The organism is Flavobacteriaceae bacterium GSB9 (assembly GCA_022749295.1).
Classification (GTDB): domain Bacteria; phylum Bacteroidota; class Bacteroidia; order Flavobacteriales; family Flavobacteriaceae; genus Flavisericum.
Genome location: CP062007.1, coordinates 584162 through 608858, shown reverse-complemented (window position 1 = coordinate 608858; position 24697 = coordinate 584162). Strand labels below are relative to the sequence as shown.

Genomic DNA, 24697 nt, shown 5'->3' with positions numbered 1-24697 from the left:
GTTATGTTAACATTCCGCCGTCAACATTTAGCGTTTGACCAGTTACATAAGCACTTAAATCACTAGCTAAAAACACACAGGCATTAGCAACATCTTCAGGTGTCCCGCCTCTTTTCAGAGGAATTCCTGCACGCCATCCTTTAACCACTTCTTCGTCTAATTTGGCTGTCATTTCAGTTTCAATAAAACCTGGTGCAACCACATTACTTCTAATGTTTCTAGAACCCAGTTCGAGTGCCACAGATTTTGAGAACCCTATAATACCAGCTTTTGATGCAGCATAGTTAGTTTGACCAGCATTACCTTTAACACCAACTACTGAACTCATATTAATAATTGAGCCATTACGTTGTTTTAACATGGTGCGTTGTACCGCTTTGGTCATGTTGAAAACTGATTTTAAATTGACTTCAATTACTTTATCGAAATCTTCTTCGGTAATACGCATCAACAAATTATCTTTTGTTATCCCCGCATTATTTACTAAAACATCGATACTCCCAAATTCTTTAACAACCTCGTTGGCCAACGTTTGCGCCTCATCAAAACTAGCGGCATTACTTTGATAACCTTTGGCTTTCACCCCTAAACCGTTTAATTCTTTTTCGAGTTCGTTAGCGGCCTCAACTGAAGAACTATAGGTAAAAGCTATATTAGCACCCTGTTGTGCAAACGTTTGGGCTATCCCCTTTCCTATGCCACGGCTAGCACCGGTAATTATGGCTGTTTTTCCTTCTAATAATTTCATTTTTATAGTGTTAGTTTTTTCAGTTTAAACGAAGATTTCTATTTATTCAAATATAACAAATACAGATTGCTTCAAATAAAAAAACCTCACAAAATGTTGTGAGGCCTTTAGTATAAATTTTTAGTGATTAGCCTAAAACTTCAGCAACTTTTTTGCCAATTTCAGCTGGAGAATCAACAACGTGTATACCACAAGCTTTCATAATTTTCTTTTTGGCTTGTGCTGTATCGTCACTTCCGCCAACAATAGCTCCGGCATGCCCCATGGTACGTCCGGCTGGAGCTGTTTCACCAGCTATAAAACCTACAATAGGTTTTTTGCTTCCACTTTCTTTGTACCAATTCGCTGCATCGGCTTCTAATTGACCTCCAATTTCGCCAATCATTACAACAGCTTCTGTTTCTGGGTCGTTAATTAATAACTCTACAGCTTCCTTTGTTGTGGTTCCAATAATTGGATCACCACCAATACCAATAGCTGTGGTAATACCTAAACCTTGTTTTACAACTTGATCAGCAGCTTCATAGGTTAAAGTTCCCGATTTAGATACAATACCTACCTTACCTTGTTTAAAAACAAATCCTGGCATGATGCCTACTTTAGCTTCACCTGGCGTAATAACACCTGGACAGTTAGGTCCAATAAGTCTGCAATCTCTATCTTTTATGTAATTTGAAGCCGTTATCATATCGGCAACAGGAATACCTTCAGTAATTGTTATAATCACTTTAATACCTGCATCGGCGGCTTCCATAATGGCATCAGCAGCAAACGCTGGTGGCACAAAAATAATGGTTGTATCGGCTCCAACTTGTTCAACAGCTTCAAGTACTGTATTAAAAACAGGTTTGTCTAAATGGGTTTGCCCACCTTTACCTGGTGTTACGCCACCAACAACATTGGTTCCGTATTCTATCATTTGGCTGGCATGAAATGTACCCTCACTACCAGTAAATCCTTGAACAATTATTTTGGAATCTTTATTTACTAAAACACTCATAAGTGATTATTTTTTATAATTAGTTTATGCTGTACGCAAAAGTAATTTTTTGAATTAGAATTTTAAAGCAAAACTAAACTTTTATTTTATGGGATTTATTGTTTTTTAAGTTTTTCCAATATTTCAGGAATTCTTTTAATAGAGGCCAATTCTTTGTACTTTGTACGAACCTCTTCAGCCGGAATACCAAAATAGCCTTTACCTCCTTTTAGCGATTTACTTACACCTGCTTTGGCCAAAATAATAGCTTTTTTCCCAATGCTTATACCACTTGTAACACCTACCTGTCCCCAAATGGTTACTTCGTCTTCAATTATAACGCAGCCTGCGATACCTACTTGGGAAGCTATCAAGCACTTCCTCCCTACGACTGTATCATGGCCAATTTGTACTTGATTGTCAATTTTTGTGCCTTCGCATATTCTGGTATCAGCTGTAACGCCTCTATCAATCGTGCATGCAGCACCAATATCGACATGGTCTTCTATAACGACACGGCCACCCGATTTGAGTCTATCAAAACCGTCCGGTCTATTTTTATAATAAAAAGCATTAGCTCCTAAAACCGTACCTGCATGTATGGTTACGTTATTCCCTAAAATGGCGTCATCATAAATGCTAACATTGGAATGTATTATACAATTATCGCCAATAGTTACATTGTGACCTATAAAGCTATTAGGTTGAATTATTGTGTTTTTTCCAATTTTCGCTGAGGAAGCAATTAGCTTATCCGAATTTACAAAAGGTTTAAAATAATCTGTAAGCTTATTAAAATCCCTAAAAGGGTCGTCGCTAACCAACAAGGCTTTTCCTTGTGGACATTCAACTTCTTTATTAATTAGAACAATTGTAGCCGCCGATTGCAAAGCCTTGTCGTAATATTTAGGGTGGTCTACAAATACTATATCTCCAGGCTCAACAACATGAATTTCGTTCATGCCCAAAACCTGGAAATCGTCATCACCAATAAATTTACAGTCAATTATTTCTGCAATTTGTTTTAGCGTATGTGGAGTGGGAAACTTCAAGAATTATTCTTTTACGCGTTCTTTATAAGTTCCCTTTTCGGTCTCTACTTTAATTTTATCACCTTCATTAATGAACAACGGTACATTGACTTCGGCTCCCGTTTCAACAGTTGCAGGTTTGGTAGCATTAGTTGCCGTGTTACCTTTTACACCTGGTTCTGTATGGGTTACCTCTAAAATAACGCTAGCTGGCATTTCAACTGAAAGCGGTGCATTGTCTTCTGTATTGATTAATACTGTCACAACCTCACCTTCTTTCATTAAATCCGGTCGGTCTAAAGCGGCTTCAAGTAGGCGGATTTGAGTGTAATCGGCTTCATTCATAAAATGATAGAATTCACCGTCGTTATATAAATATTGGAATTTATGGGTTTCTACGCGAACATCATCCAATTTGTGTCCGGCTGAAAATGTATTATCGATAACCTTTCCTGTCGTTACACTTTTTAATTTTGTTCTAACAAAAGCTGGGCCCTTACCTGGCTTTACGTGTAAAAATTCTACTATTTTATAGATATCGTTATTATATCTTATGCATAATCCGTTTCGAATATCTGATGTTGTTGCCATGTATTTAATTTGATTTAAAATATCCTTTCATTATGCCACGGTGCGAATTTCTTATAAATTGAAGTATTTCATCGCGTTCTGGTGTGGCTTCCATTTCGGCTTCAATGATTTCAGCCGCCTGTGTATTATTATAATTTTTTTGATAGAGAATCCTGAAAATATCTTGAATTTCCCTGATTTTTTCGGTTGTAAATCCACGTCTGCGTAAACCAACGGAATTAATTCCAACATATGAAAGTGGTTCGCGTGCTGCCTTTACATAAGGAGGCACATCTTTTCTTACCAAAGACCCGCCAGTTACAAAGGCATGGTTTCCTACGGAAACAAATTGATGAACAGCCGTCATACCTGCCAACACCACATAATCACCAATGGTAATGTGCCCTGCCAAAGTACTATTGTTGGAAAAAATACAATTATTACCTACGACACAATCATGTGCTATATGGCAATAGGCCATTATTAAACAGTTGTTGCCTACCACGGTTTTCATACGGTCTGCTGTACCTCTATTTATGGTAACACATTCGCGAATGGTCACGTTATCGCCAATCTCTACGGTTGTTTCTTCGTCGTTATATTTTAGGTCTTGGGGCACTGCGGAAATCACAGAACCTGGAAAAATATTACAGTTTTTCCCAATACGCGCACCTTCCATAATGGTTACGTTACTGCCAATCCAGGTGCCCTCGCCTATTTTTACATTGTTGTGTATGGTGGCAAAAGGCTCAATAACCACATTTTTTGCAATCTTGGCACCAGGGTGCACGTATGCTAAGGGTTGATTCATATTTATTTAACTTTTGAAATTTGTGCCATTAACTCTGCTTCTGCACAAAGCTTTCCGTTGGAGTATGCATACCCCTGCATATGGCATATACCGCGACGTATTGGTGTGATTAATGTACAATTAAATATTAGCGTGTCGCCAGGCATTACTTTTTGTTTGAATTTCACATTATCCATTTTCATGAAAAATGTTAAATAGTTTTCTGGGTCAGGAACCGTATTCAGCACCAAAATACCACCTGTTTGTGCCATAGCCTCTACAATTAAAACGCCGGGCATTACTGGAGCACCTGGAAAATGTCCTTTGAAGAACTCTTCGTTCATGGTCACATTTTTTGTGGCTATAACGTGTTTTTCAGACAGTTCGAAAACCTTATCGATTAGCAAAAACGGCTGACGATGCGGTAACATAGCCATGATTTGGGTAACATCCATTAGCGGAGGTTGGTTCAAATCTATGTTTGGTACATTGTTACGACGCTCGTTTTTAATTATTTTAGACAATTTTTTGGCAAACTGTGTATTTACAAAATGCCCTGGCTTATTGGCTATAACTTTTCCTCTAATTCGAGTGCCAACTAAAGCTAAATCACCTAAAACATCAAGTAGTTTGTGTCTGGCAGCTTCGTTGGGATGGTGAAGAGTTAGGTTGTCCAATATTCCATTGGGTTTAACGGCAATATTATCTTTTTTGAAAGCCACCCTTAACTTATCCATCGTTTTGGGAGATAACTCTTTATCAACATAAACAATGGCGTTATTTAAATCACCTCCTTTTATTAGGCCATTCTCAAGTAGCATTTCAATTTCGTGTAGGAAACTAAACGTTCGGGAGTTAGCTATATCCTTTTTAAAGTCTGAAATTTGATTGAGTGTTGCATTTTGTGTGCCCAAAACTTTTGTTCCAAAATCTACCATGGTAGTGATTTGGTATTCCTTTGCGGGCATAACCAATATTTCACTACCTGATTCTTCATCGACATAAGATACAATATCTGTTATTTCAAACTCTTCACGGAAAGCTTCTTGCTCTTCAACACCTACTTTTTCTAGGGCTTCAACAAAAAACTTAGAAGAACCATCCATAATTGGTGGTTCGGAAGCATTCAGTTCGATAATAACATTGTCTACATCCATTCCTACTAACGCAGCCAAAACGTGCTCTGAAGTTTGTATTACAACACCGTTTTTTTCAATGCATGTACCACGCTGGGTGTTGGTAACATAATTGGCATCGGCCTCAATAACTGGTTCGCCCTCTAAATCAATACGTTTAAAGGCTAATCCAAAATTTGCTTCAGCAGGCTTAAAGGTTAGGGTTACATCTTTTCCTGTGTGCAATCCAACTCCCGTTAAAGAAATTTCTTCTTTAATGGTTTTTTGTTTGATTTCAGTATTAATTATTCCCATTTATTTTTTTCTAATTCATTTATATTTTTTACAATATTTGGTAAGTTCTTGAAATGAACATAAGATTTATTATAATCGCTAAGTTTTATAGCTGGCGAGCCTTGTAAAATTTCATTGTCTTTAACATTTCGTCCTATACCAGATTGGGCCTGTACCCTTACATTATCGCCAATAGTAATATGACCAACAATACCTACTTGCCCTCCTATTTGGCAGTTCTTTCCTATTTTTGTTGATCCCGCAATGCCAGTTTGGGCTGCAATTACTGTGTTTTTTCCAATTTCAACATTGTGGCCAATTTGAATTTGGTTATCCAATTTTACCCCTGTTCTAATTATAGTTGAACCAAATGTAGCACGATCGATAGTTGTAGCAGCACCAACATCAACAAAATCTTCAATTATTACATTTCCGGTTTGCGGCACCTTACTGTAACTACCATCTTCATTGGGGGCGTAACCAAAGCCATCGGCTCCGATTACCACGCCTGCATTAATAATACAGTTTTTACCAATTACAGTTTCCGAATAAATTTTGGCACCTGAAAAAACAATGGTGTTATCGTTTAACACCACATTATCGCCTACAAAACTATTGGGAAATATTTTAACATTGTTGCCAATTACTACGTTTTCGCCAATATAACTGAAGGCTCCTATATAAACGTTATCACCGTATTTTGATGATTTTGAAATAAAAGAAGGCTCTTCAATTCCAAATTTATTGAGTTTGACGGCGTTGTAATACTCTAAAATTTTAGAAAATGCTAAATAGGCATCATCAACTTTTATCAATGTGGTGGTTAGGCTGTCTTCGGGGCTAAAAGTTTTATTAACGATGGTTATTGAAGCCTTGGTTTTGTATATGTGTGGTGTGTATTTGGGGTTAGCCAAAAATGTAAGCGAACCCTCAAAACCTTCTTCTATTTTAGCTATTTTAGATACTTCTACCTCAGGGTTTCCAACTACATCGCCTTCTAATATCCCCGCTATTTGCTGTGCTGTAAATTTCACACTAAAAAAGTTAGATGTTTTTTTGAATACGCAAAAATAGCAAAAATGTGTTAAAGTTTACGCTTGGGATAACATATATAATATTTGGTTACTGGTTTTGACAGTGCTTTTAGGTTAAGTTGATCGGACGCCTTAACGATATCTTCAATTTTACCCGATTTGTGCAAAATGTTTATTCCTTTATGTTTTATATGATATGCTTGATTGGAAATATTGCCTGTAAACACAAAATATCGCGCCAGTTCTTCAGTTATTTTATATTTGTCCACTAACGCCTTAACGTGCTTGTTTAGGCTACCTTCCTTAGCTGGTTTCTTTTTAACTTTTATTTTTAACAAGTCTCTGTTAATAATCATTTCGCACAAATTACTGAGCACAAAATCGTCATGGTCTTGCCAGCCCTTCATAGCAGAAATCACATCAAAATCATCAAGTCGGGAGAATACATCTAATGTTTGATTATCAAAATTTTCAATAGTTATTTTATTTTCAAAAAAATACAAAAGAGCTTTGCTGGCCGCCAATTGTTCTCCAGAATCGTAGAGTTCCTTAGCTCTTTTTAAAACCCTTATAAGCAACTGCTCTGCCACTAAGCCAGTTTTATGCAAATATACCTGCCAATACATTAAACGGCGCGCCACCAAAAACTTCTCAACACTGTAAATGCCTTTCTCCTCAACAACCAATTCGTCATTCACTACATTTAACATTGTAATTAAGCGTTCGCTATTTATATTGCCCTCGGCTACACCGGTATAAAAACTATCACGTTTAAGGTAATCGGCGCGATCCATGTCGAGTTGACCAGAAACTAATTGGCACATAAACTTTTTGGGGTATTTACCCTTGAAAATTTCGATGGCAAGCGTTAAACTTCCGTTAAATTCTTCATTTAAACGCTGCATGAAAAACAACGAAATTTCTTCATGCGACACATTATTTACAATACTGTGTTCCATGGCATGCGAAAATGGCCCATGCCCAATATCGTGTAATAGAATGGCGATATAAAGTGCGTTTTCTTCGTCTTTAGAAATCGCAACACCCTTAAAACGAAGTATATTCACTGCTTGTTGCATTAAATGCATACAACCAATGGCATGATGAAAGCGAGTATGATGGGCACCCGGATATACCAAATAGGACATCCCCATTTGGGTAATTCTACGTAAACGCTGAAAGTATTTATGCTGTATTAAATCAAAAATTAACGAATTCGGAATAGTAATAAATCCGTAAATTGGGTCGTTTAATATTTTAAGTTTGTTCAAACTTTTATTTTTTGTTTTACTAATACAAATATAGCGATATGCGCCTATAATAGTATTTGAAACGGAAAGGTTTTCAAAATAAACGAGTTATATTCTAAATAACACTTTTAATAATACAATAATAAGACTAAAAATGATAAAAATACTTTGGGTTGATGACGAAATTGATTTACTAAAACCACATATTTTATTTCTGGAAAAAAAAGATTATGCAGTTACCACCTGTAAAAGTGGATCGGAAGCTATCGATGTGCTAGAAGATGAAAATTTCGATATCGTATTTTTAGATGAAAACATGCCCGGGCTCACAGGCTTAGAAACCCTGAATGCCATTAAAGAAAAAAAAGACAGCCTTCCGGTGGTGATGATCACCAAAAGTGAGGAAGAATATATTATGGAAGAAGCCATAGGCAACAAAATTGCCGACTATCTCATAAAACCTGTTAACCCTAACCAAATCCTATTAAGTTTAAAAAAGAACTTAGACCACTCGCGTTTAGTTTCAGAGAAAACCACCTCAAACTATCAGCAAGAGTTTAGGAAAATTGCCATGGATATGGCTATGGTAAATAGTTACGAAGAATGGGTTAACCTTTACCAAAAGTTGATTTATTGGGAAATCCAACTTGAGGATATTGAAGATGTGGGCATGTTTGAAATTTTAGAATCCCAAAAAGTAGAAGCCAACATTCAGTTTGGAAAATTTATAGAGAAAAACTATGCCGACTGGTTTCAGTCCAACAACGATGCCCCCATAATGTCGCACACGCTTTTCAAAGAGCGTGTTGTTCCAGAAATAAGTAAAGAGCAACCCACACTTTTGGTTGTTATTGATAATCTGCGTTATGATCAATGGAAAGTTTTCGAACCGATAATCAACAATTATTTCAAAAAAGAAAACGAAGAAGCATTTTTTAGCATTTTACCAACAGCTACACAATACGCAAGAAATGCTATTTTTTCTGGTTTGATGCCAAGTGATATGGAAAAACTGTTTCCTCAATTTTGGAAAAACGACACCGATGAAGGTGGAAAAAATTTGCACGAACAAGATTTTCTGGATACTCAAATAAAGCGCTTAGGGCTGACCCAACTGGAATACGAATATCACAAAATAACCAACCTTAAGACAGGAAAAAAATTAGCCGATAATTTCAATGCGCTTAAAAAGAACGATTTAACGGTTGTGGTTTACAACTTTGTTGACATGCTATCACACTCTAAAACCGAAATGGAAGTTGTTAAAGAATTAGCATCCAACGATAAAGCCTATCGATCATTAGCCCTAAGTTGGTTTAAAAACTCACCGCTACTGGAAATGATTCAGCAAGCGCAGCGTTCGGGGTTTAAACTTATTTTAACTACCGACCATGGGACCATAAATGTTAAAAATCCGTCAAAAGTTATTGGTGATAGAGACACCAGTTTAAATTTAAGGTACAAAACAGGTAAAAGCCTAACTTTCGACAATAAGGATGTTTTTGTTTCTAAAAACCCTAAAGAACTGCATTTACCAAGCATAAACATGAGCAGTTCTTATATTTTCGCAAAAAGCGATTTATTTTTTGCTTACCCCAACAATTATAATCACTACGTAAGTTATTACCGGAACACCTATCAGCATGGTGGCGTATCGTTAGAAGAAATGATAATTCCCTTTGTGGTGCTAAGCCCTAAATAAATCCATAAAAAGCACATAAATCCGACGAAATGCATTATTTTTTAGGTTTTATGAAAATTAATTAGTAATATTGTCATAAAATAAAATTGAAATTGAAAATTTGTTACAGCCTAATCGAAATTGAGCACGTTGCTGAAAAAATTATAAAAGATTCTAAATCAAAAACGTTGCTATTTTATGGTGAGATGGGCGCTGGTAAAACAACACTCATTAAAAACATTGTAAAAGCTTTGGGCAGTAATGACGAAGCCAGTAGCCCTACTTTTTCAATTGTTAATGAATATAAAACTAAAAATGATAAAATTTATCATTTCGATTTATATCGAGTTAACGATTTAGAGGAGGCTTATAATTTTGGAATTGAAGATTATTTAGAATCTGATTATTGGAAGCTGATTGAGTGGCCCGAAAAAATTGAGCCGATCTTAGATGCTTCGCACAATAAAATAAAACTAGAATTAGACGCAGAAAACCATAGGGTTTTAACTCTTGAGTAACGTACTATAACCCTAAAAAAACAACAGCCAATGCCTATAAAATAACTTGCTAACCTATATTTTTTTAGTTTTTACGGGAAACCCACAACTAATAATTCAAAAAACAATGCTTTTTAACATTATTTTAACATTTTCCAAAATCTTGAAAGCTACTGTTTATCTAAATTTGAGTAATTAATTAATTAAATCCCTAAAATTATGAAAACTAAAAAGTATTTAATTGCCTTTGCAATTTTTGGAGGTATGTTATTTTTGGCTCAAGCTGCAAATCAATATAATGTCGATGAGCAACAAACAGCTATCAGAAAAGACGCCATTACAAAAATACCCTCAGCAGGATAATAAGAGTCTGCTGGTAGGGAGTATTGTTGCTACTTTAATAGCAATAACTCCCTATTTATTTTACTTATATGAAAGTGTTCCAGATAAACAGGTTTGGGACACTTTTTTGTTTACTTATAATAGTGGCTTTTTTGAAAATGCCAATACGGCCATGTGGATTTTAACAGGTAAAATGGTTCCCTTATACCTTCTTTTTATTTGGTTTTTTACTTGTAGACATTGGTGGTACCATGTTTTAATAGTACCTATCGCAATGTATAGCTATCAAGTCATTGTGTCGTTAAATGATGATTTGAATTATTTTGATTCCAATCAATTGATTATTTTAATTCCAATAATGGCAATAATAATACCTACTATTTATTTGATTAGAGCGCAAATGTTTAATAAAGTAAATTCTGCCAATAAATCCATGGAGGAACTGGAAGATGAATTTAAAATGTCTCCCAAAAACTTCTGGGGTAAAATAAAAGATTATTTTTAATTTTTTTCTCTCAATCTTTCCCGTTCTTTGAGTTCGATATTCTTTTGAGTGTTCTTTAAATTAAAATTTCCGAATTTATAGTTAAATCCCAAAGTAAACAACCGGTTCTCTAACCTAGAGTTGATAGTTACATCTTGATTTAAATATCTATTGGTTTGGGTTACATATTGTGAATTAAACATATCGGTAATACCAGCAGATATAGAGGCTCTATTGTTCCACAATACTTTTCTTAAATTAAAATCTAAACTCGACAAGTCACTAATTGTTGATGGACCATCAGCAATTGATGATATGTAGTAATAGGATAATTCTGCCGTTAAACTGTGGTCTTTTAAAAAACTAAAATAATTATCTATTCTACCGTAAAACGACCATTTACTATTAGATTCCAATTTATTGCCACTTTCTGCAGCATAAAAATAATTGTCATAATAAAATAAGGATGAAAGCACATAAATGCTCCATCGTTTTACAATCGCTGTATATGTTGTAAAATCCAATCCATAAGACAAGCTTTTGTCGATATTGGTATTTATATATTTTAAAATATTCTCATCATTGTCTTGAAATAAAATCTCTATGGCAGGATTATTTTCATATCGATAAAAAGCTTCTAATGTGTACTTTTTGTTCAAGGTATATCCCAAAATAAAACTATCATCTACTTGTGGTTTTAAATTAGGATCACCGGTTACATATACATTGTCATTTAAGAAATACTTAAATGGGTTTAACTGACCGTACCTTGGTCGATAAATACGTTTGTTATAATTAAAATAAACTTCATTTTTTTCATCTAATTGATGTGAAATGTAAACCGAGGGAAAAAACTTGGTATAATTATTTTTATTAACTATTCCTGAAGATATGGAATTCCCCTTCACTTCTGTTAATTCTGTTCGCAGCCCTAATTTTAAACTCCATGTCTCCCAATCTTTTGCAAAACTCGCATAAAACGCATAGTTTGCTTCATCGTAAAGAAAAGTATCTGAATTTTCGAAATCCTCAAACCTCACGTCATTTTCAAAAGCATATTGTGTTAAAATGTTTTCAGAACTAATATTAGAATATTTTAACCCCGCCTCAAAAAGTCCGGAGTTTTTTATAGGTAAAACATAATCTGCTTGCCCTGTATAAAGTTTTATTTCTTTGCTGGTAAAGGTTTGAAACCTATTGGTTCTAATTAAAGATTCATCTGGAAACAAATAATCGGTATCTACATTTTGGAAATTAGAAAAATCGTAATTTGTATGGTGCGCACTAATCATTAATTTTTCGCCTTCGGTTTTAAATTTATGAAGGTAATCTAGGGTAAATGCAAAGTTGAATGTTTCGTCAACAATTCGGTTTGTCGTTAAAAAACTTGAGTCTAATACTTTATTGGCATCAAAAACATTCGTATTAGAGTAAGCGAAAGTCTTGCTATTTTCTCGTGGTGCTAATAACATGCTTGTAGAAAATGCTAAACTATTATTATCATTAAATTCATAATCAATATTGACATTGATATTTTGGTTTGCCTTTTCGCGAATACGCTTATAATCCGTTTCCCAACTGGTTACTATTTGTTCATTTTCAATAAAATTGACATACTCGTCATTGTTTCTATAATCTTTTCGCGGACTTATACTGTAATTTAAATAGGTATTCAGTTTTTTGGTTTTAAAAAAATGACTGGTACCAAACGTATATTTAGGAAACTCCTTACCTTGCTTATAATTGCCAAATAAACTTCCGTTATACCCGGCAACTAAATTTTTATTAGTTACAATATTTAATACCGAACCACCCTCTGCTTCATATTTTGCTGGGGGATTTGTAATCACCTCAATTGATTTAATATTTGTAGCCGAGGTCCCTTCCAAAAGTTGTTGGATTTCATTAATAGAAAGGTGCACCCGCCTATCGTTTATATAAACGGTTGGTGTAGTTTGTTTAACGGTAATTTTATTGTCGTTGACTATAACGCCTGGAGTATGTTTTAAAACATCCAACGCATTTGTATTAGACAATGTTGAGTTTTCAACATTAAAAACCAAACGGTCTACAAGACGCTTAACCGTAGGCCTTGTTGCCATAACCGTTACCCCATCTAGCTCCTGTAAATTTTCTTTGAGTACAATGTTACCCAAGGTTATATTTTTACTTATTAACGCTTCTTTTGAAAACGCTTCATAACCCAAAAACGTTATTTGTAAAAGATAACTTCCCGAAGCTATTCCATTAATTTCAAATTCACCCAAATCGTTAGTGGTGACACCCATATGGGGTTCACTTCCTTCATTAACCAATAAAATAACATTGGCAAAGGCAATAGGGTTGTTATCTGAATCTTTAACGCTACCCGATATACTGTAATATTCTTGAGAGAAACCTAAAACAGAGACTAATAACCCAAAAAACAAAAGAAGGTGTTTGGACATAAAGCAATTTATAAAACAAATTTATGATAATAAATTAACATACACATGGGGCTAACCCATAAAGATTTTGTGTGATTTTCTTACTTACAGTTAATCGTTTTTTGAATGTGAAAATTCAAAAAAAATGACACTTTATATTACTTTTATAAAAAAAATTGTAATTTGAATAATTTAACAAACTAACCATGGCCAAATCACTTTCTCCTTTCACAAAGCAACAGCTTTTGCCCCAGGAAGAAACATTAGAAATTTTAAAAAAGAAAGGTGAATTATTTATAGGAATTCCAAAAGAAACGGCATTTCAGGAAAAACGGGTTTGCCTAACTCCAGATGCCGTTTACGCCTTAACAAGTAATGGCCATAGGGTTTTAATGGAATCTGGTGCTGGAGAAGGCGCTAATTTTAGCGACAAAGATTACAGTGAAGCTGGAGCACAAATAACGAAAGACACCAATAAAGTTTTTTCATGCCCAATGATTCTTAAAGTTGAGCCACCAACGCTTGAGCAAATAAAACTTATTAATCCACAAACTATCTTAATTTCTGCCCTGCAATTAAAAACACAGTCTAAAAAGTATTTTGAAACACTAGCTTCAAAACGGATTACGGCTTTAGCTTTTGAATTTATCAGGGATGCCGATGGTAACTACCCCGCAGTAAAATCCTTAAGCGAAATTGCAGGTACAGCTTCTGTTTTAATTGCTTCCGAATTAATGGCTAACCCAAACAGCGGTAACGGGTTGATGTTCGGTAATATAAGTGGTGTTCCCCCTGTTGAAGTGGTTATTTTAGGGGCAGGAACGGTTGGTGAGTTTGCCACCCGTGGAGCTCTCGGTTTGGGTGCAGGCGTTAAGGTTTTTGATAATTCTATTACTAAATTAAGGCGGCTTCAATCTCATTTAGGACGTTCTATTTTCACCTCTACCATTCAACCAAAAAATTTGAAAAAAGCCCTTAGGCGATGCGACGTTGTAATTGGAGCTGTACGTGGTGTTAATCGCGCTCCTATTGTGGTAACGGAAGATTTGGTCCAATCGATGAAAAAAGGCGCTATCATTATTGATGTCAGCATTGATATGGGAGGCTGTTTCGAGACTAGTGAGGTCACTACCCATAAAAACCCTACCTTCATAAAACACGAGGTGGTACATTACTGTGTTCCCAATATTCCGGCCAAGTATCCCCGAACCTCTTCGGTTTCAATAAGTAATATGTTTACGCCTTATTTATTACAAATTGGTGAAAATGGCGGCATTGAAAATTCTTTGAGATTTGACAAGGGTTTAAAAAATGGGTTGTATTTTTACCACGGCATTTTAACGAACAAATCTGTTGCTGAATGGTTCAATCTCGACTACAGCGACATTAACTTGCTCATATTTTAATTTCTTTTTTAGGTTTTTATAATTTAATTACACATGAAACTAATACAACGTATTGGCTATTATCTGGGCGGCTTTGCCATAGGATTAGTTGTTTTGGCTTTTTTTTTAAGCGGAAAAAAAACGTCGTGCAGTTATGGACCAGAAGCTCGGGTTATAAAAAATATTAGTACTAAAAAATTAGCTTATAGCAAAGCTGTTAACAGTGCGATTGAAATAAACAATATTGATTCCGTTGAAATAAGAAAGATATTAAAAACAGGTGATATTAACTTCTCCAAAAGCAATCCACGCCAAGAACCTTGTGGGCTCTATTTGATTGAAAGCGAATTAAACAATACTGCCGTGTATTTAACCGTTGAAAACTGCGATAGCATAGCAACCATTCAAACTATTGAAATTAAATAGTGGTCATTAAACGGATTTTTGATATTTTATTTTCTGCCATTGGGTTGGTTGTCCTTTCCCCCCTACTTATCATTATTGCTATTTTAATAAAACTAGACTCGAAAGGGCCTGTCTTTTTTATTCAGGGACGAGTTGGCAAAAACAATAAAGATTTCAATATTTACAAGTTTAGGACTATGCGAACAGCGTCTGATAAAAAAGGCTTGTTAACCTTGGGTAACAACGATTCGCGAATAACCAAAATAGGCTATTTTCTACGACGCTACAAAATTGATGAATTTCCGCAGCTAATCAATATTTTAAAAGGCGACATGAGTTTCGTTGGGCCAAGGCCAGAATTGAGATATTATGTAAATTTTTATAACGAAGACGACATGAGTATCTTTCAAGTGAGGCCTGGCATAACAGGGCTTGCATCTTTAAAATACCGAAACGAGGTAGAATTGCTTAAAGCGGCTAAAAACCCCGAAGAATTCTTTATAAAAGCCATTATTCCCGATAAGTTAAAGTTTAATAAAGAATACATAAAAAAACGAAATTTCTTCTTCGACTTAAAACTTATTGGACTTACTGTTATTAAGGTTATCACAAAATAAATCAGCATTAAAATAAAGTTTGGAGTAAACCTAAATATTCATACTTTGCAAAATGAATGTGGCGTTAAAGTCTTATTTTAAGGAAACCAAATCAATGAACACGACTACAGCCCATCAAATAGATCAACTTTTAATTGATAGTGGTTTATTCCAAACCCAGCAAAAACCTACAGTTTACAAAGAGGATTTCAATTTTGAAAATGATACCATTTTAATAACTGGAGCTGCTGGAACTATTGGAAGCGAACTTTCCAAACAGGTAATAAATGGTCGATTTAAACAACTTGTTTTAGTTGATATGGCCGAATCGCCTTTGTACGAATTGGTTAAGGAATTTGAATTTAAAGATAATATTAAATTTCACCTGTTAAATATTACCGATAAAAAATCGTTAGGTTTTCTATTTGAAACTTACAAACCTTCGTTAGTTTTCCATGCGGCTGCCTACAAACATGTTCCGTTAATGGAAGACCATCCGTTCGAGGCTGTAAAGACCAATATTTTCGGTACTAAATGGCTAGCAGACTTATCTATTGAAAATCAGGTGAAAAAATTTGTTTTTATTTCTACAGATAAAGCAGTAAACCCCGTAAGTGTTATGGGTATGACCAAACGCATTGCAGAGCGCTATCTTATCTCCTTAAATTCCCGACAAAAAACAGCCTTTTTCAATGCAAGGTTTGGTAATATTTTGGGGTCAAACGGTTCTGTTGTACCGTTATTTATAAAACAATTTGAAAACCATAAGCCTATAACAATAACGAGGAAAAATATTTCCCGATACTTTATCTGTAAGCGAAAAGCCTGTAACCTAATTTTAAAAATAGCCCTATTTGACAAAATAAACGCTGGCAGTTTTACTTTTAACATGGGGCAACCTATTAAAATAGAACACTTAATAGAGCGCTTAGCTAAGTGTTTCGGTAAAGACATTAACGATATTAAAGTCATTTATACAGGCTTGCGCCCGGGTGAAAAGTTTTTTGAAGACATTACCACAAACAACGAAATATTAACACAAACTACAGAAAGTGACATACTTTTCATAAAAGAGAAAAGCCATCAAAAGATAACTGAAATCGACTTTTCAACCTTCAGTCAAATAACACCGTTTGCATCACATACCGAGGCTAAATCTGTTTTAAAAAACTATTTTTAAACTTCACAAAACTGGATTTTATGTCCTAATCAATCATTAAATCTAATCTCCGTAAAATTTATCGAAATATAATGATGTTGTAATTATCATTTTTTATAAAATCTCCTTAATTTCACGGCGTTAAAAAACACCGATATTTTTATGGATTCTATAACGGCAAATGACAGTGTTATTCATTTCAACGAAACATGTTATACTGCATTAAACCAACATCTTAAAGCGCATAATTTTTCTAAAATATTCATTTTGGTTGATGAAAACACACATGAGTTTTGTTTGCCAAAATTTTTAAGTAAGGTTTCTACCGATGTTGATATTGAAATTATCGAAATAGAATCGGGTGAAATAAACAAAAACATAGATACCTGTGTTGGCGTTTGGAACACCTTATCTGAACTCAATGCAGATAGAAAAAGTTTGTTGATAAATATTGGTGGTGGCGTTATTACAGATCTCGGCGGGTTTGTAGCCTGTACATTTAAACGTGGCATAGCTTACATAAACGTGCCCACTACCCTGCTCTCTATGGTTGATGCTTCGGTTGGTGGAAAAACAGGGGTTGACCTCGGCGCCTTAAAAAATCAAATTGGTGTTATTAGCAATCCGCATCTAGTTTTGATTGATACCGAATTTTTAAACACTTTGCCGCAAAATCAAATGCGTTCGGGTTTAGCTGAAATGTTAAAACACGGCTTGATTACAGGTGAAGGTTATTGGAATAATTTTTTAAACCTATCCAATCTATCGCTTGATGATTTAGATAGGCTTATTCACGAATCGGTAATCATTAAAAGAAATGTTGTAGAAGAAGACCCTTTTGAAAATGGTTTGCGCAAAACACTAAATTTCGGGCATACTCTTGGGCATGCCATCGAATCTTACTTTTTAAGTCATCCCGAAAAACCAACGCTCTTACATGGTGAAGCCATAGTTATTGGAATGATTTTAGAATGCTACATTTCATCAAAGCTTTTAGGTTTTCCTGAAAATTTAGTCCATAACATAAAAGATTTATTTATAAGTTATTATGGAAAAGTAACGATAAATAAAGGTGACTATGCTCCAATTATAGAATTGCTTAAATACGATAAAAAGAATAGCCACGGCAGTATTAACTTTGTGCTTTTGGAGGCTATTGGAAAACACAAATTAGACTGCACTGTAGACGAAAAATTGATTATTGAATCGTTTGAATTTTATTCAGAGTAGTAAATAAAGTTCGATATTCCTAAACAAAAAAAAGGTGAAATCTTGAATGAATTCACCTTTTTTGTTTTACTTATTATTTCATTACTTAAGAAAATAACCGTTTGAATAAACCTTTATTATCATTTGGCCCATAATAACCATATCGGGCTCCATAACCAAAATTAGCTTGGTCGACATCGTTAACAACTAACATCATACCATTTAGTTTGTTTTTCTCGTGCAGATCTTTCGTAAAATTCAAAATCGACTTTTCGGTATAACCTCCTCGAGTTAAGTAAATGGTGTGTCCGGCATACTGACTTATCAACAACGTATCGGTTACCAACATGGAGGGTGCTGTGTCAACGATAACAAAATCGTAATCAACAGACACTTGATCAAATAGCGGTTTCATTCGGTCGCTCATTAGCAGTTCGGCTGGATTTGGTGGAATCTTTCCTGCTAAAATCATATCCATTTTATTGCCATCTAAATCATAGGTATTAATAATGTCATCCATTTGGACAGATTCATCGTTTAAATACTCAGTTAAACCAATTTGAGAATTTGATCCAGATACCATTTTGGACTTAATGATATTCGTATTTGGGTTTCTAATATCAGCTCCAACTAGCAATACCCTTTTATTTGTATTGGCTAAAGTTAAAGCAAAATTCGTACTGAAAAATGATTTCCCCTCACCATTAACGGTTGAAGTTACAAAAACCACATTATCGTAAGCCTTTACATTTCTGGCACGGCGTACATAATCAAAATTAGTCCTTATAATCCTGAATGATTCCGATAGTAATGATCTATCATTTCGTTTAACGTAGGCCTTATCTGCATTTTTAAGTCTAGGAAGCTCACCTAAAATAGTAATGTCGCTAATTGCTTCCGCTAAATCTTCACGGTTATGTATTTTATTATCCAATAAATCACGAACATAGATAACACCGAAAGGAATAAGCAAACCCAAGAAAACAGATGCTATATAAATAAAATCTTTATCTGGTGAGATAGGAGCCGGATAACTATAAGCGCGTTCAACAACAACAGCATTTGGTGAAGTAGCCGTTAAAGATATCGTAGCTTCTTCTCTCTTTTCTAATAAATAAAGATACAATTGTTCTTTTGTGCCTTGCTCGCGTTCTATATCGCGTAATTCTCTAGTTTGCCCAGGTACTGAATATAGCTTAGAATTAATTTTAGTTAACTGACTTTGCACGCTATTCATTCTAAGTCTAACTGCTTTCGCAGAATTGTCTAAACTTTGTTTCAAACTATTTCTTAACGTATTAAGCTGCTGATCTAAATTAACAATAATTGGATTCTTTTCACTTGAGCTTTTTAGCCTTGTTTGGCGGACAGACAAAAGTTCATTATACTTTGCAGCCGTTGCACCCACAGATCCATCACTAAGCCCTAGATTAGACGGCAAAGGTTCAAAAGCATCATCAGCTCCTCCTAACTGACCTTTCATAAAATTGATTGTGTTCAATTCGTTTTTGATAGCATTTAATTCTTGTTCACTTTGAGTACTTGCTCCTAAATACAAATTGGCTTCAGCACCTATATCGGTTAGTTTATTGCTGGCTTTGTAACTTTCAGCAACATCGTCAACTTCTGCTAAATCAGCTTCTATAAGTTTTATACGGGCATCAATAAAGTCTGCTGTGTTTTTTGATTTTATATTTTTTTCTAGAATAGTATTTTTGTTATAGGTATCGATTAAAGTATTTATAAAATCGATAGCCCTGGATTTTACAGGGTCTTGCATGGCTATTCTAATTATCCTGGAATTTACTTCAATAGGTTCGAGTAGAATTTTTGATTTATAGTAAGGTACTAAACTCGAAATCGGGTTAATCTCAACCCTAATTTCTTTACCAATAAAGCTCGAAACATCCTCTCCTTTTGGAGTTATTACGATGCCTCCTATTCTTGTCTCAATTTTTTCACCGAAGGATTTTTTTCTAGAAATGTCTTCGTTATTAATTTTAAATTCAAAATCTACGTCAGAAAGCACTTCAACATTAAAACTCAACCAAGAATTTTTAATTAAAGAATCTGATTCTATAAAATTGATGTTAAATGGCGGATTGTCATATAATTCAGATTCATAAACTCTTCCTTGCACAAAATATTGAACATTTAAATCAAGTTTATCTATAACATCTTCAAGCGTTTTTCTTGATGTAATTATTGCTACTTCATCTTCAATTCTGGCGCTTTCAGCATCAGAAAACATAGGCAAATCTTTAAAGACGGCATTTGCGCTAGTACCTTCATTTTCGCTCACTATTTTAACTTTGGCATAGGCCTCATATTGAGGTGTTGTATATCTAATATAAATATAGGCTATCGCTAGAGCTATTAGTAAACTAAAAACAAACCACAACCATTTTTTTGTATATGAAGACAAAACCTTTTTTAGGTTAAATTCTTGAGAAGGTGCGGGGTTTGAAAAAGGATTTTTATTTGGTTCCATGATTGATTGATAAATAAATTAACGAGTAACAAGAACTACTATACCTAAAACAAATGAAGAAATGGATAATATAGTGCCCAGTCTCGCATCAACAAAATAACCCGAAGATGCTGAATGATTTGGTTCAACATAGACAATATCGTTTTGGGTTAAATAATAAACGGGTGAATTAAAAAGTTCTTTATTGGTCAAATCTACACGTGTATATGTTTTTGTTCCTTTAAAATCTCTAACAACCAAAACATTGTCTCTTCTTCCTTTTATAGTTAAATCTCCGGCATTTGCTATAGCCTGCATAAGCGAAATGCGTTCTCCCGAGATAGTAAACGTACCCGGATTATTGACCTCTCCAAGCACAGAAACCTTAAAATTTAGTATTCTAACTATAACCACTGGATCTTTTAAATATCCATCTTCTAATTTTTTCTGAATTAAATTTTTAGCCTGGCTAACGGTGAGTCCAATTACTTTGATTTTTCCTAATACGGGAAAATCTATATTGCCTTCAACATCAACCAAGTAATTGATGATTTGTCCACTAGAACCAGCTTCCCTAAATAAATTAAAGGGTTTTGCTGCTTCCATATCAAAAGTTGTAACAGAAATACTTAAATTATCATCAACTTTTATTTTGGGTTCAAAAGTATCTGTATCTACAATGGTTTCAAAATTCTTGGCGTTTTGAAAATATGCAACTTCCTTTTTAGGGGAGCAGGAAAATATGAATAAAATACCAACCATACATAACGAGATTAATATTTTATTGACGAATAGTTTTACACTCATTAGATTAGAAATGAATTTGGGGTGGAAAGTTAATAAATTTAATATTTATAGATTAATAGGTTTTGTTTCTACGTTGTCCTGAGTAAGTCCTTTGGCCTTTTTATAAATTAGAACACGTTTATCAAACCTTTCATAGTCAGAGTTATTAGATTTATATTCTGGAATTAATTGTTTCATTTTCAAAACTATGTTATTGTTTTGAAAACGGTTTGTAATACACAGTTCTTCAATTTCAGTCTTAATATTAGCAAAATCCATTTCTCTTGTTTTGCTTATCATAATTTTTTTATGGTAAGTCGATAAGGTATTTTCTCCATTAGCGAGTAACTCTTCGTATAATTTTTCGCCAGGACGTAAACCTGTTATTTTTATATCAATATCTTCTGGGAAACGTAAACCAGAGAGTTTAATCATATTTTTGGCGAGATTATAAATCTTAACCGATTCGCCCATATCAAAAATAAAAATTTCTCCTCCTTTACCCATTGTTGCTGCCTCTAACACCAATTGAGAAGCTTCTGGAATGGTCATAAAGTATCTTGTGATTTCTTTATGGGTTAATGTTAAGGGCCCACCATTTTCAATTTGTTTTTTGAAAAGAGGAATAACTGAACCGTTTGAACCTAATACATTTCCAAAACGAGTGGTAATAAACTTAGTTTTACTTTCTTTTTGAAGGCAGCTAATGTACATTTCTCCCATACGCTTTGTCGCTCCCATAACACTCGTGGGATTAACAGCTTTGTCTGTCGAGACAAATACAAACTTTTTAACATTATAACGCGAAGCCGCATCGGCTAATAATTTTGTTCCATTTACATTAATTTTTATTGCCTCATACGGAGATTGCTCCATTAAAGGTACATGCTTGTACGCAGCTGCGTGAAAAACGATACTTGGTTTATGGTTTTGGAAAATAGTGTCGATTCTCAAGCCATCTCTAATATCAGCCACAATGGCTGTGTAATTTAATTTACCAGCACGTTTCAAGTCTTGTTGCACATCATAAAGTGCAGACTCTGCTTGGTCAACAAGTATTAAATGCTTAACATTAAAATGTGACAATTGATTTACTAATTCACTGCCAATAGAACCAGCAGCTCCAGTTATCAAAACGGTTTCTCCGTTAAACTCATCTAACAAGTTGGGGTTGTCAATTTTAATCGGAGAGCGCCCCAAAAGGTCTTCGATTTGAAATCGTTTTATTTGGTTAGTACTTAACTCTCCATTAATCCAACTCTCTATAGGGGGCACCTTTGTTATTTTTGTTTCGGCTTCGGCTAATTTATCAATCAAAGCCATAATCCTATTTTTATCAACAGTTTGGGAAGCTACAACAATTTCATCTATGCCATTTTTTACTACGAAAGCAGTATCTATTAATGCACCGTGTATTATGGGCGTACCGTTTATTAATTTTCCTTGTTTTTTAAAGTCATCATCAATAAAATACACAACATTGTAACTAGTAGACATATTATTGACTAAAGCGTTATAGGTGATAATTCCAGAGTCTCCCGCACCATAAATCATAACCCGTTTGGATTTGGCAAATAATTCACAACTTAAATACCTGTAAATGATTTTAAAAAGCAACCTACTCGAGCTTAATAAAACAAAACTTAATAACGCATGAATTACAATTATTGAAAGAGGTATTGTAAATTCTGGTACTACTTTAAGCGAACGGTTTATAAGCACAAAAAAGCTAGTCGCCAAAGTCATAACCACAACAAACTTAAACACATTAATGACATCGGCAAAACCTGTATGCCTAATAACACTTTTAAACGACCCAACAATTAATAAGCTAAATACACTAACCATTAGAACAAAAGGTATCTGGATTAAAAACTGTCTGATGTCAAAATCCAAAGTGAAATTGAATCTAATAACATAAGCAGTGAAAAATGCTGACAAAACTATGGCTATGTCAATTGCAAAAACCAACCATTTAGAAGCGTATTTTTGTGATAAATAAGAAAAGTAATTATTGATCATGTGTTTTTTGGGGTGTTTATTATTTTGCTTAAGATCCTTTCTAAATCATCTTGGGTTAAGTTGGATCCACTAGGTAAACATAGGCCTCTCTCAAACAAATCTTCTGAAATGCCATTAGTATAATGCTCACAACCTTTAAATACAGGCTGTAAATGCATGGGTTTCCATAGCGGTCTAGATTCAATGTCATCTTCCAATAAATGTGAACGAATAGCTTCTCTCATCTCGAAAGAACTGGTCGTTATACAGGTAATCCAACGGTTTGAAAACATGTTGGGTGGCTCTTCTAAAAATGAAATACCATCAACTTCCGAAAGATGTTTTTTATAAAACTCAAAATTTTGACGCCTTGCAGCTATACGTTTATCGAGCACTTCCATCTGCCCTCGTCCTACACCAGCCAAAACGTTACTCATTCTGTAATTAAATCCTATGGAAGAATGTTCGTAATGTGGAGCATTATCTCTAGCTTGGGTTGATAAAAACACCGTCTTGTCCTTTAGGGCTTTCGTATTGACTACCAATGCTCCTCCTCCAGATGTTGTTATAATTTTGTTGCCATTAAAAGAAAACACGCCCATATCGCCCAAGGAACCACAATAAGAATCGTGATATTTACTACCCAAAGCTTCAGCACTATCCTCAACTACTGGAATATCATACTTTTTTGAAATAGCACTTATTTCATTGGCCTTATAAGGCATACCATACAAATGCACCGCAATTATAGCTTTCGGTTTTTTATACTTTTGAATACGATCTTTTATCGCGATTTCCAATAATTCAGGAGACATGTTCCAAGTTTCAGGCTCACTATCCACAAAAACTGGAGTAGCACCTTGATAAACAATTGGGTTGGCTGAAGCAGAAAAGGTAAAACTTTGGCAGATGACTTCATCGCCTTTTTTAACGTTTAATAATTGCAACGCTAAATGAATGGATGCTGTACCGGAACTTAAAGCTGCAACGTACTTGTTGCCTCCTATGTAATTCTTTATATCCTGTTCAAAACCGTTTACATTGGGTCCTAAAGGCGCAATCCAATTACTTGTAAAGGCTTCGTTTACAAACTTTTGTTCGGTGCCTCCCATATGTGGTGATGATAGGTAGATTTTGGTTTTGGTCAACATTCAAATTATTTTAAAATTCCGCACAAAAAGCTATTGCTATAATGCTTGGATTATAACTGTTACAAGTATTAATAAGTATAGTGGTGAATACTTCCTTTTAATCATGTAACAAAATTATTGTAACTAATAACATCATTATAAACGAAACATTTTAAAACACATAACAGGTAGTTTTTAAAAGGAATTAATATTTTCTGTAGAGAATTTAACTACGTATTAAAATGTTTTAAATTGTTTTATCTCAATTAAATTAACAATGCTATTAATCAATTCAATTTTGTTAAACACAATGTA

General features: G+C 34.5%; 22 protein-coding genes. 9 read left to right on the top strand and 13 right to left on the bottom strand.

What is annotated here, in order from left to right:
- Window position 1: 1 nt before the first annotated feature.
- The 8 genes from fabG to GSB9_00524 all read right to left on the bottom strand — a co-directional run bounded on the left by fabG (window position 2) and on the right by GSB9_00524 (window position 7832).
- Window positions 2-748, bottom strand: a complete 747-nt coding sequence (fabG, locus tag GSB9_00531) for a 3-oxoacyl-[acyl-carrier-protein] reductase (GenBank protein ID UKM63984.1) — start codon at window positions 746-748, stop codon at window positions 2-4.
- A gap of 127 nt (window positions 749-875) precedes the next feature.
- Entirely contained in the window at window positions 876-1748 is an 873-nt protein-coding gene (gene sucD, locus GSB9_00530; protein ID UKM63983.1) for a succinate--CoA ligase subunit alpha, read from the bottom strand.
- Window positions 1749-1843: 95 nt separating this feature from the next.
- Window positions 1844-2779 carry a UDP-3-O-(3-hydroxymyristoyl)glucosamine N-acyltransferase gene (lpxD, locus tag GSB9_00529; GenBank protein ID UKM63982.1) on the bottom strand — a complete coding sequence of 312 codons (936 nt, stop codon included), beginning with the start codon at window positions 2777-2779 and terminating at the stop codon, window positions 1844-1846.
- Window positions 2780-2782: 3 nt separating this feature from the next.
- Entirely contained in the window at window positions 2783-3349 is a 567-nt protein-coding gene (gene efp / locus GSB9_00528; GenBank protein UKM63981.1) for an elongation factor P, read from the bottom strand.
- Window positions 3350-3353: 4 nt separating this feature from the next.
- The gene (gene lpxA / locus GSB9_00527) at window positions 3354-4139 is read right to left on the bottom strand and encodes an acyl-ACP--UDP-N-acetylglucosamine O-acyltransferase (GenBank protein ID UKM63980.1); all 786 of its coding nucleotides are present in this window, start codon (window positions 4137-4139) and stop codon (window positions 3354-3356) included.
- 2 nt (window positions 4140-4141) lie between these two features.
- The gene (locus tag GSB9_00526) at window positions 4142-5548 is read right to left on the bottom strand and encodes a bifunctional UDP-3-O-[3-hydroxymyristoyl] N-acetylglucosamine deacetylase/3-hydroxyacyl-ACP dehydratase (GenBank protein UKM63979.1); all 1407 of its coding nucleotides are present in this window, start codon (window positions 5546-5548) and stop codon (window positions 4142-4144) included.
- Entirely contained in the window at window positions 5539-6561 is a 1023-nt protein-coding gene (lpxD, locus tag GSB9_00525; protein ID UKM63978.1) for a UDP-3-O-(3-hydroxymyristoyl)glucosamine N-acyltransferase, read from the bottom strand. Before lpxD (GSB9_00525) ends, GSB9_00526 begins: the two co-directional genes overlap by 10 nt.
- A gap of 50 nt (window positions 6562-6611) precedes the next feature.
- On the bottom strand, window positions 6612-7832 hold the full coding sequence (locus GSB9_00524) for an HD domain-containing protein (GenBank protein UKM63977.1): 1221 nt from the start codon (window positions 7830-7832) through the stop codon (window positions 6612-6614).
- Window positions 7833-7965: 133 nt separating this feature from the next.
- Here GSB9_00524 and GSB9_00523 point away from each other — a divergent pair, with 133 nt between their 5' ends.
- From GSB9_00523 to GSB9_00520, 4 genes are all read left to right on the top strand, one after another.
- Window positions 7966-9513, top strand: a complete 1548-nt coding sequence (locus GSB9_00523; protein UKM63976.1) for a bifunctional response regulator/alkaline phosphatase family protein — start codon at window positions 7966-7968, stop codon at window positions 9511-9513.
- Between the two features lie 92 nt (window positions 9514-9605).
- Window positions 9606-10010 carry a tRNA (adenosine(37)-N6)-threonylcarbamoyltransferase complex ATPase subunit type 1 TsaE gene (tsaE, locus tag GSB9_00522; GenBank protein ID UKM63975.1) on the top strand — a complete coding sequence of 135 codons (405 nt, stop codon included), beginning with the start codon at window positions 9606-9608 and terminating at the stop codon, window positions 10008-10010.
- A gap of 198 nt (window positions 10011-10208) precedes the next feature.
- On the top strand, window positions 10209-10352 hold the full coding sequence (locus GSB9_00521) for a hypothetical protein (GenBank protein UKM63974.1): 144 nt from the start codon (window positions 10209-10211) through the stop codon (window positions 10350-10352).
- Window positions 10294-10836: a hypothetical protein gene (locus tag GSB9_00520; protein ID UKM63973.1), complete on the top strand. Its 543-nt coding sequence runs from the start codon at window positions 10294-10296 to the stop codon at window positions 10834-10836. Before GSB9_00521 ends, GSB9_00520 begins: the two co-directional genes overlap by 59 nt.
- On the opposite strand, the gene GSB9_00519 is transcribed toward GSB9_00520, so the two are convergent.
- Window positions 10833-13262, bottom strand: coding sequence for a TonB-dependent receptor (locus GSB9_00519; GenBank protein ID UKM63972.1), 2430 nt, complete (start codon window positions 13260-13262; stop codon window positions 10833-10835). The two genes, GSB9_00520 and GSB9_00519, sit on opposite strands and share 4 nt — an antisense overlap.
- A gap of 185 nt (window positions 13263-13447) precedes the next feature.
- Here GSB9_00519 and GSB9_00518 point away from each other — a divergent pair, with 185 nt between their 5' ends.
- The 5 genes from GSB9_00518 to aroB all read left to right on the top strand — a co-directional run bounded on the left by GSB9_00518 (window position 13448) and on the right by aroB (window position 18016).
- Window positions 13448-14647, top strand: a complete 1200-nt coding sequence (locus GSB9_00518) for an alanine dehydrogenase (protein ID UKM63971.1) — start codon at window positions 13448-13450, stop codon at window positions 14645-14647.
- A 33-nt stretch (window positions 14648-14680) separates the two neighbouring features.
- Window positions 14681-15052, top strand: coding sequence for a DUF4258 domain-containing protein (locus tag GSB9_00517; protein UKM63970.1), 372 nt, complete (start codon window positions 14681-14683; stop codon window positions 15050-15052).
- Window positions 15052-15648, top strand: a complete 597-nt coding sequence (locus GSB9_00516) for a sugar transferase (protein ID UKM63969.1) — start codon at window positions 15052-15054, stop codon at window positions 15646-15648. The genes GSB9_00517 and GSB9_00516 overlap by 1 nt, the downstream gene beginning before the upstream one ends.
- Before the next feature lie 94 nt (window positions 15649-15742).
- A complete protein-coding gene (locus GSB9_00515) occupies window positions 15743-16807 on the top strand; it encodes a UDP-N-acetylglucosamine 4,6-dehydratase (GenBank protein UKM63968.2) in 1065 nt (354 codons plus the stop codon).
- 141 nt (window positions 16808-16948) lie between these two features.
- Window positions 16949-18016: a 3-dehydroquinate synthase gene (gene aroB, locus GSB9_00514; protein ID UKM63967.1), complete on the top strand. Its 1068-nt coding sequence runs from the start codon at window positions 16949-16951 to the stop codon at window positions 18014-18016.
- Window positions 18017-18101: 85 nt separating this feature from the next.
- Here aroB and GSB9_00513 read toward each other — a convergent pair whose 3' ends face one another.
- From GSB9_00513 to GSB9_00510, 4 genes are read right to left on the bottom strand one after another with little or no spacing between them, the layout of a single operon-like run.
- Complete coding sequence (locus tag GSB9_00513) at window positions 18102-20486, bottom strand: polysaccharide biosynthesis tyrosine autokinase (protein UKM63966.1); 2385 nt, start codon at window positions 20484-20486, stop codon at window positions 18102-18104.
- Between the two features lie 18 nt (window positions 20487-20504).
- Window positions 20505-21272 (bottom strand): polysaccharide export protein, encoded by a 768-nt coding sequence (locus GSB9_00512; protein ID UKM63965.1) that lies wholly within the window; start codon window positions 21270-21272, stop codon window positions 20505-20507.
- A 45-nt stretch (window positions 21273-21317) separates the two neighbouring features.
- Window positions 21318-23273 (bottom strand): polysaccharide biosynthesis protein, encoded by a 1956-nt coding sequence (locus GSB9_00511; GenBank protein UKM63964.1) that lies wholly within the window; start codon window positions 23271-23273, stop codon window positions 21318-21320.
- The gene (locus GSB9_00510) at window positions 23270-24403 is read right to left on the bottom strand and encodes an aminotransferase class I/II-fold pyridoxal phosphate-dependent enzyme (GenBank protein ID UKM63963.1); all 1134 of its coding nucleotides are present in this window, start codon (window positions 24401-24403) and stop codon (window positions 23270-23272) included. The genes GSB9_00511 and GSB9_00510 overlap by 4 nt, the downstream gene beginning before the upstream one ends.
- Window positions 24404-24697: the final 294 nt, after the last annotated feature.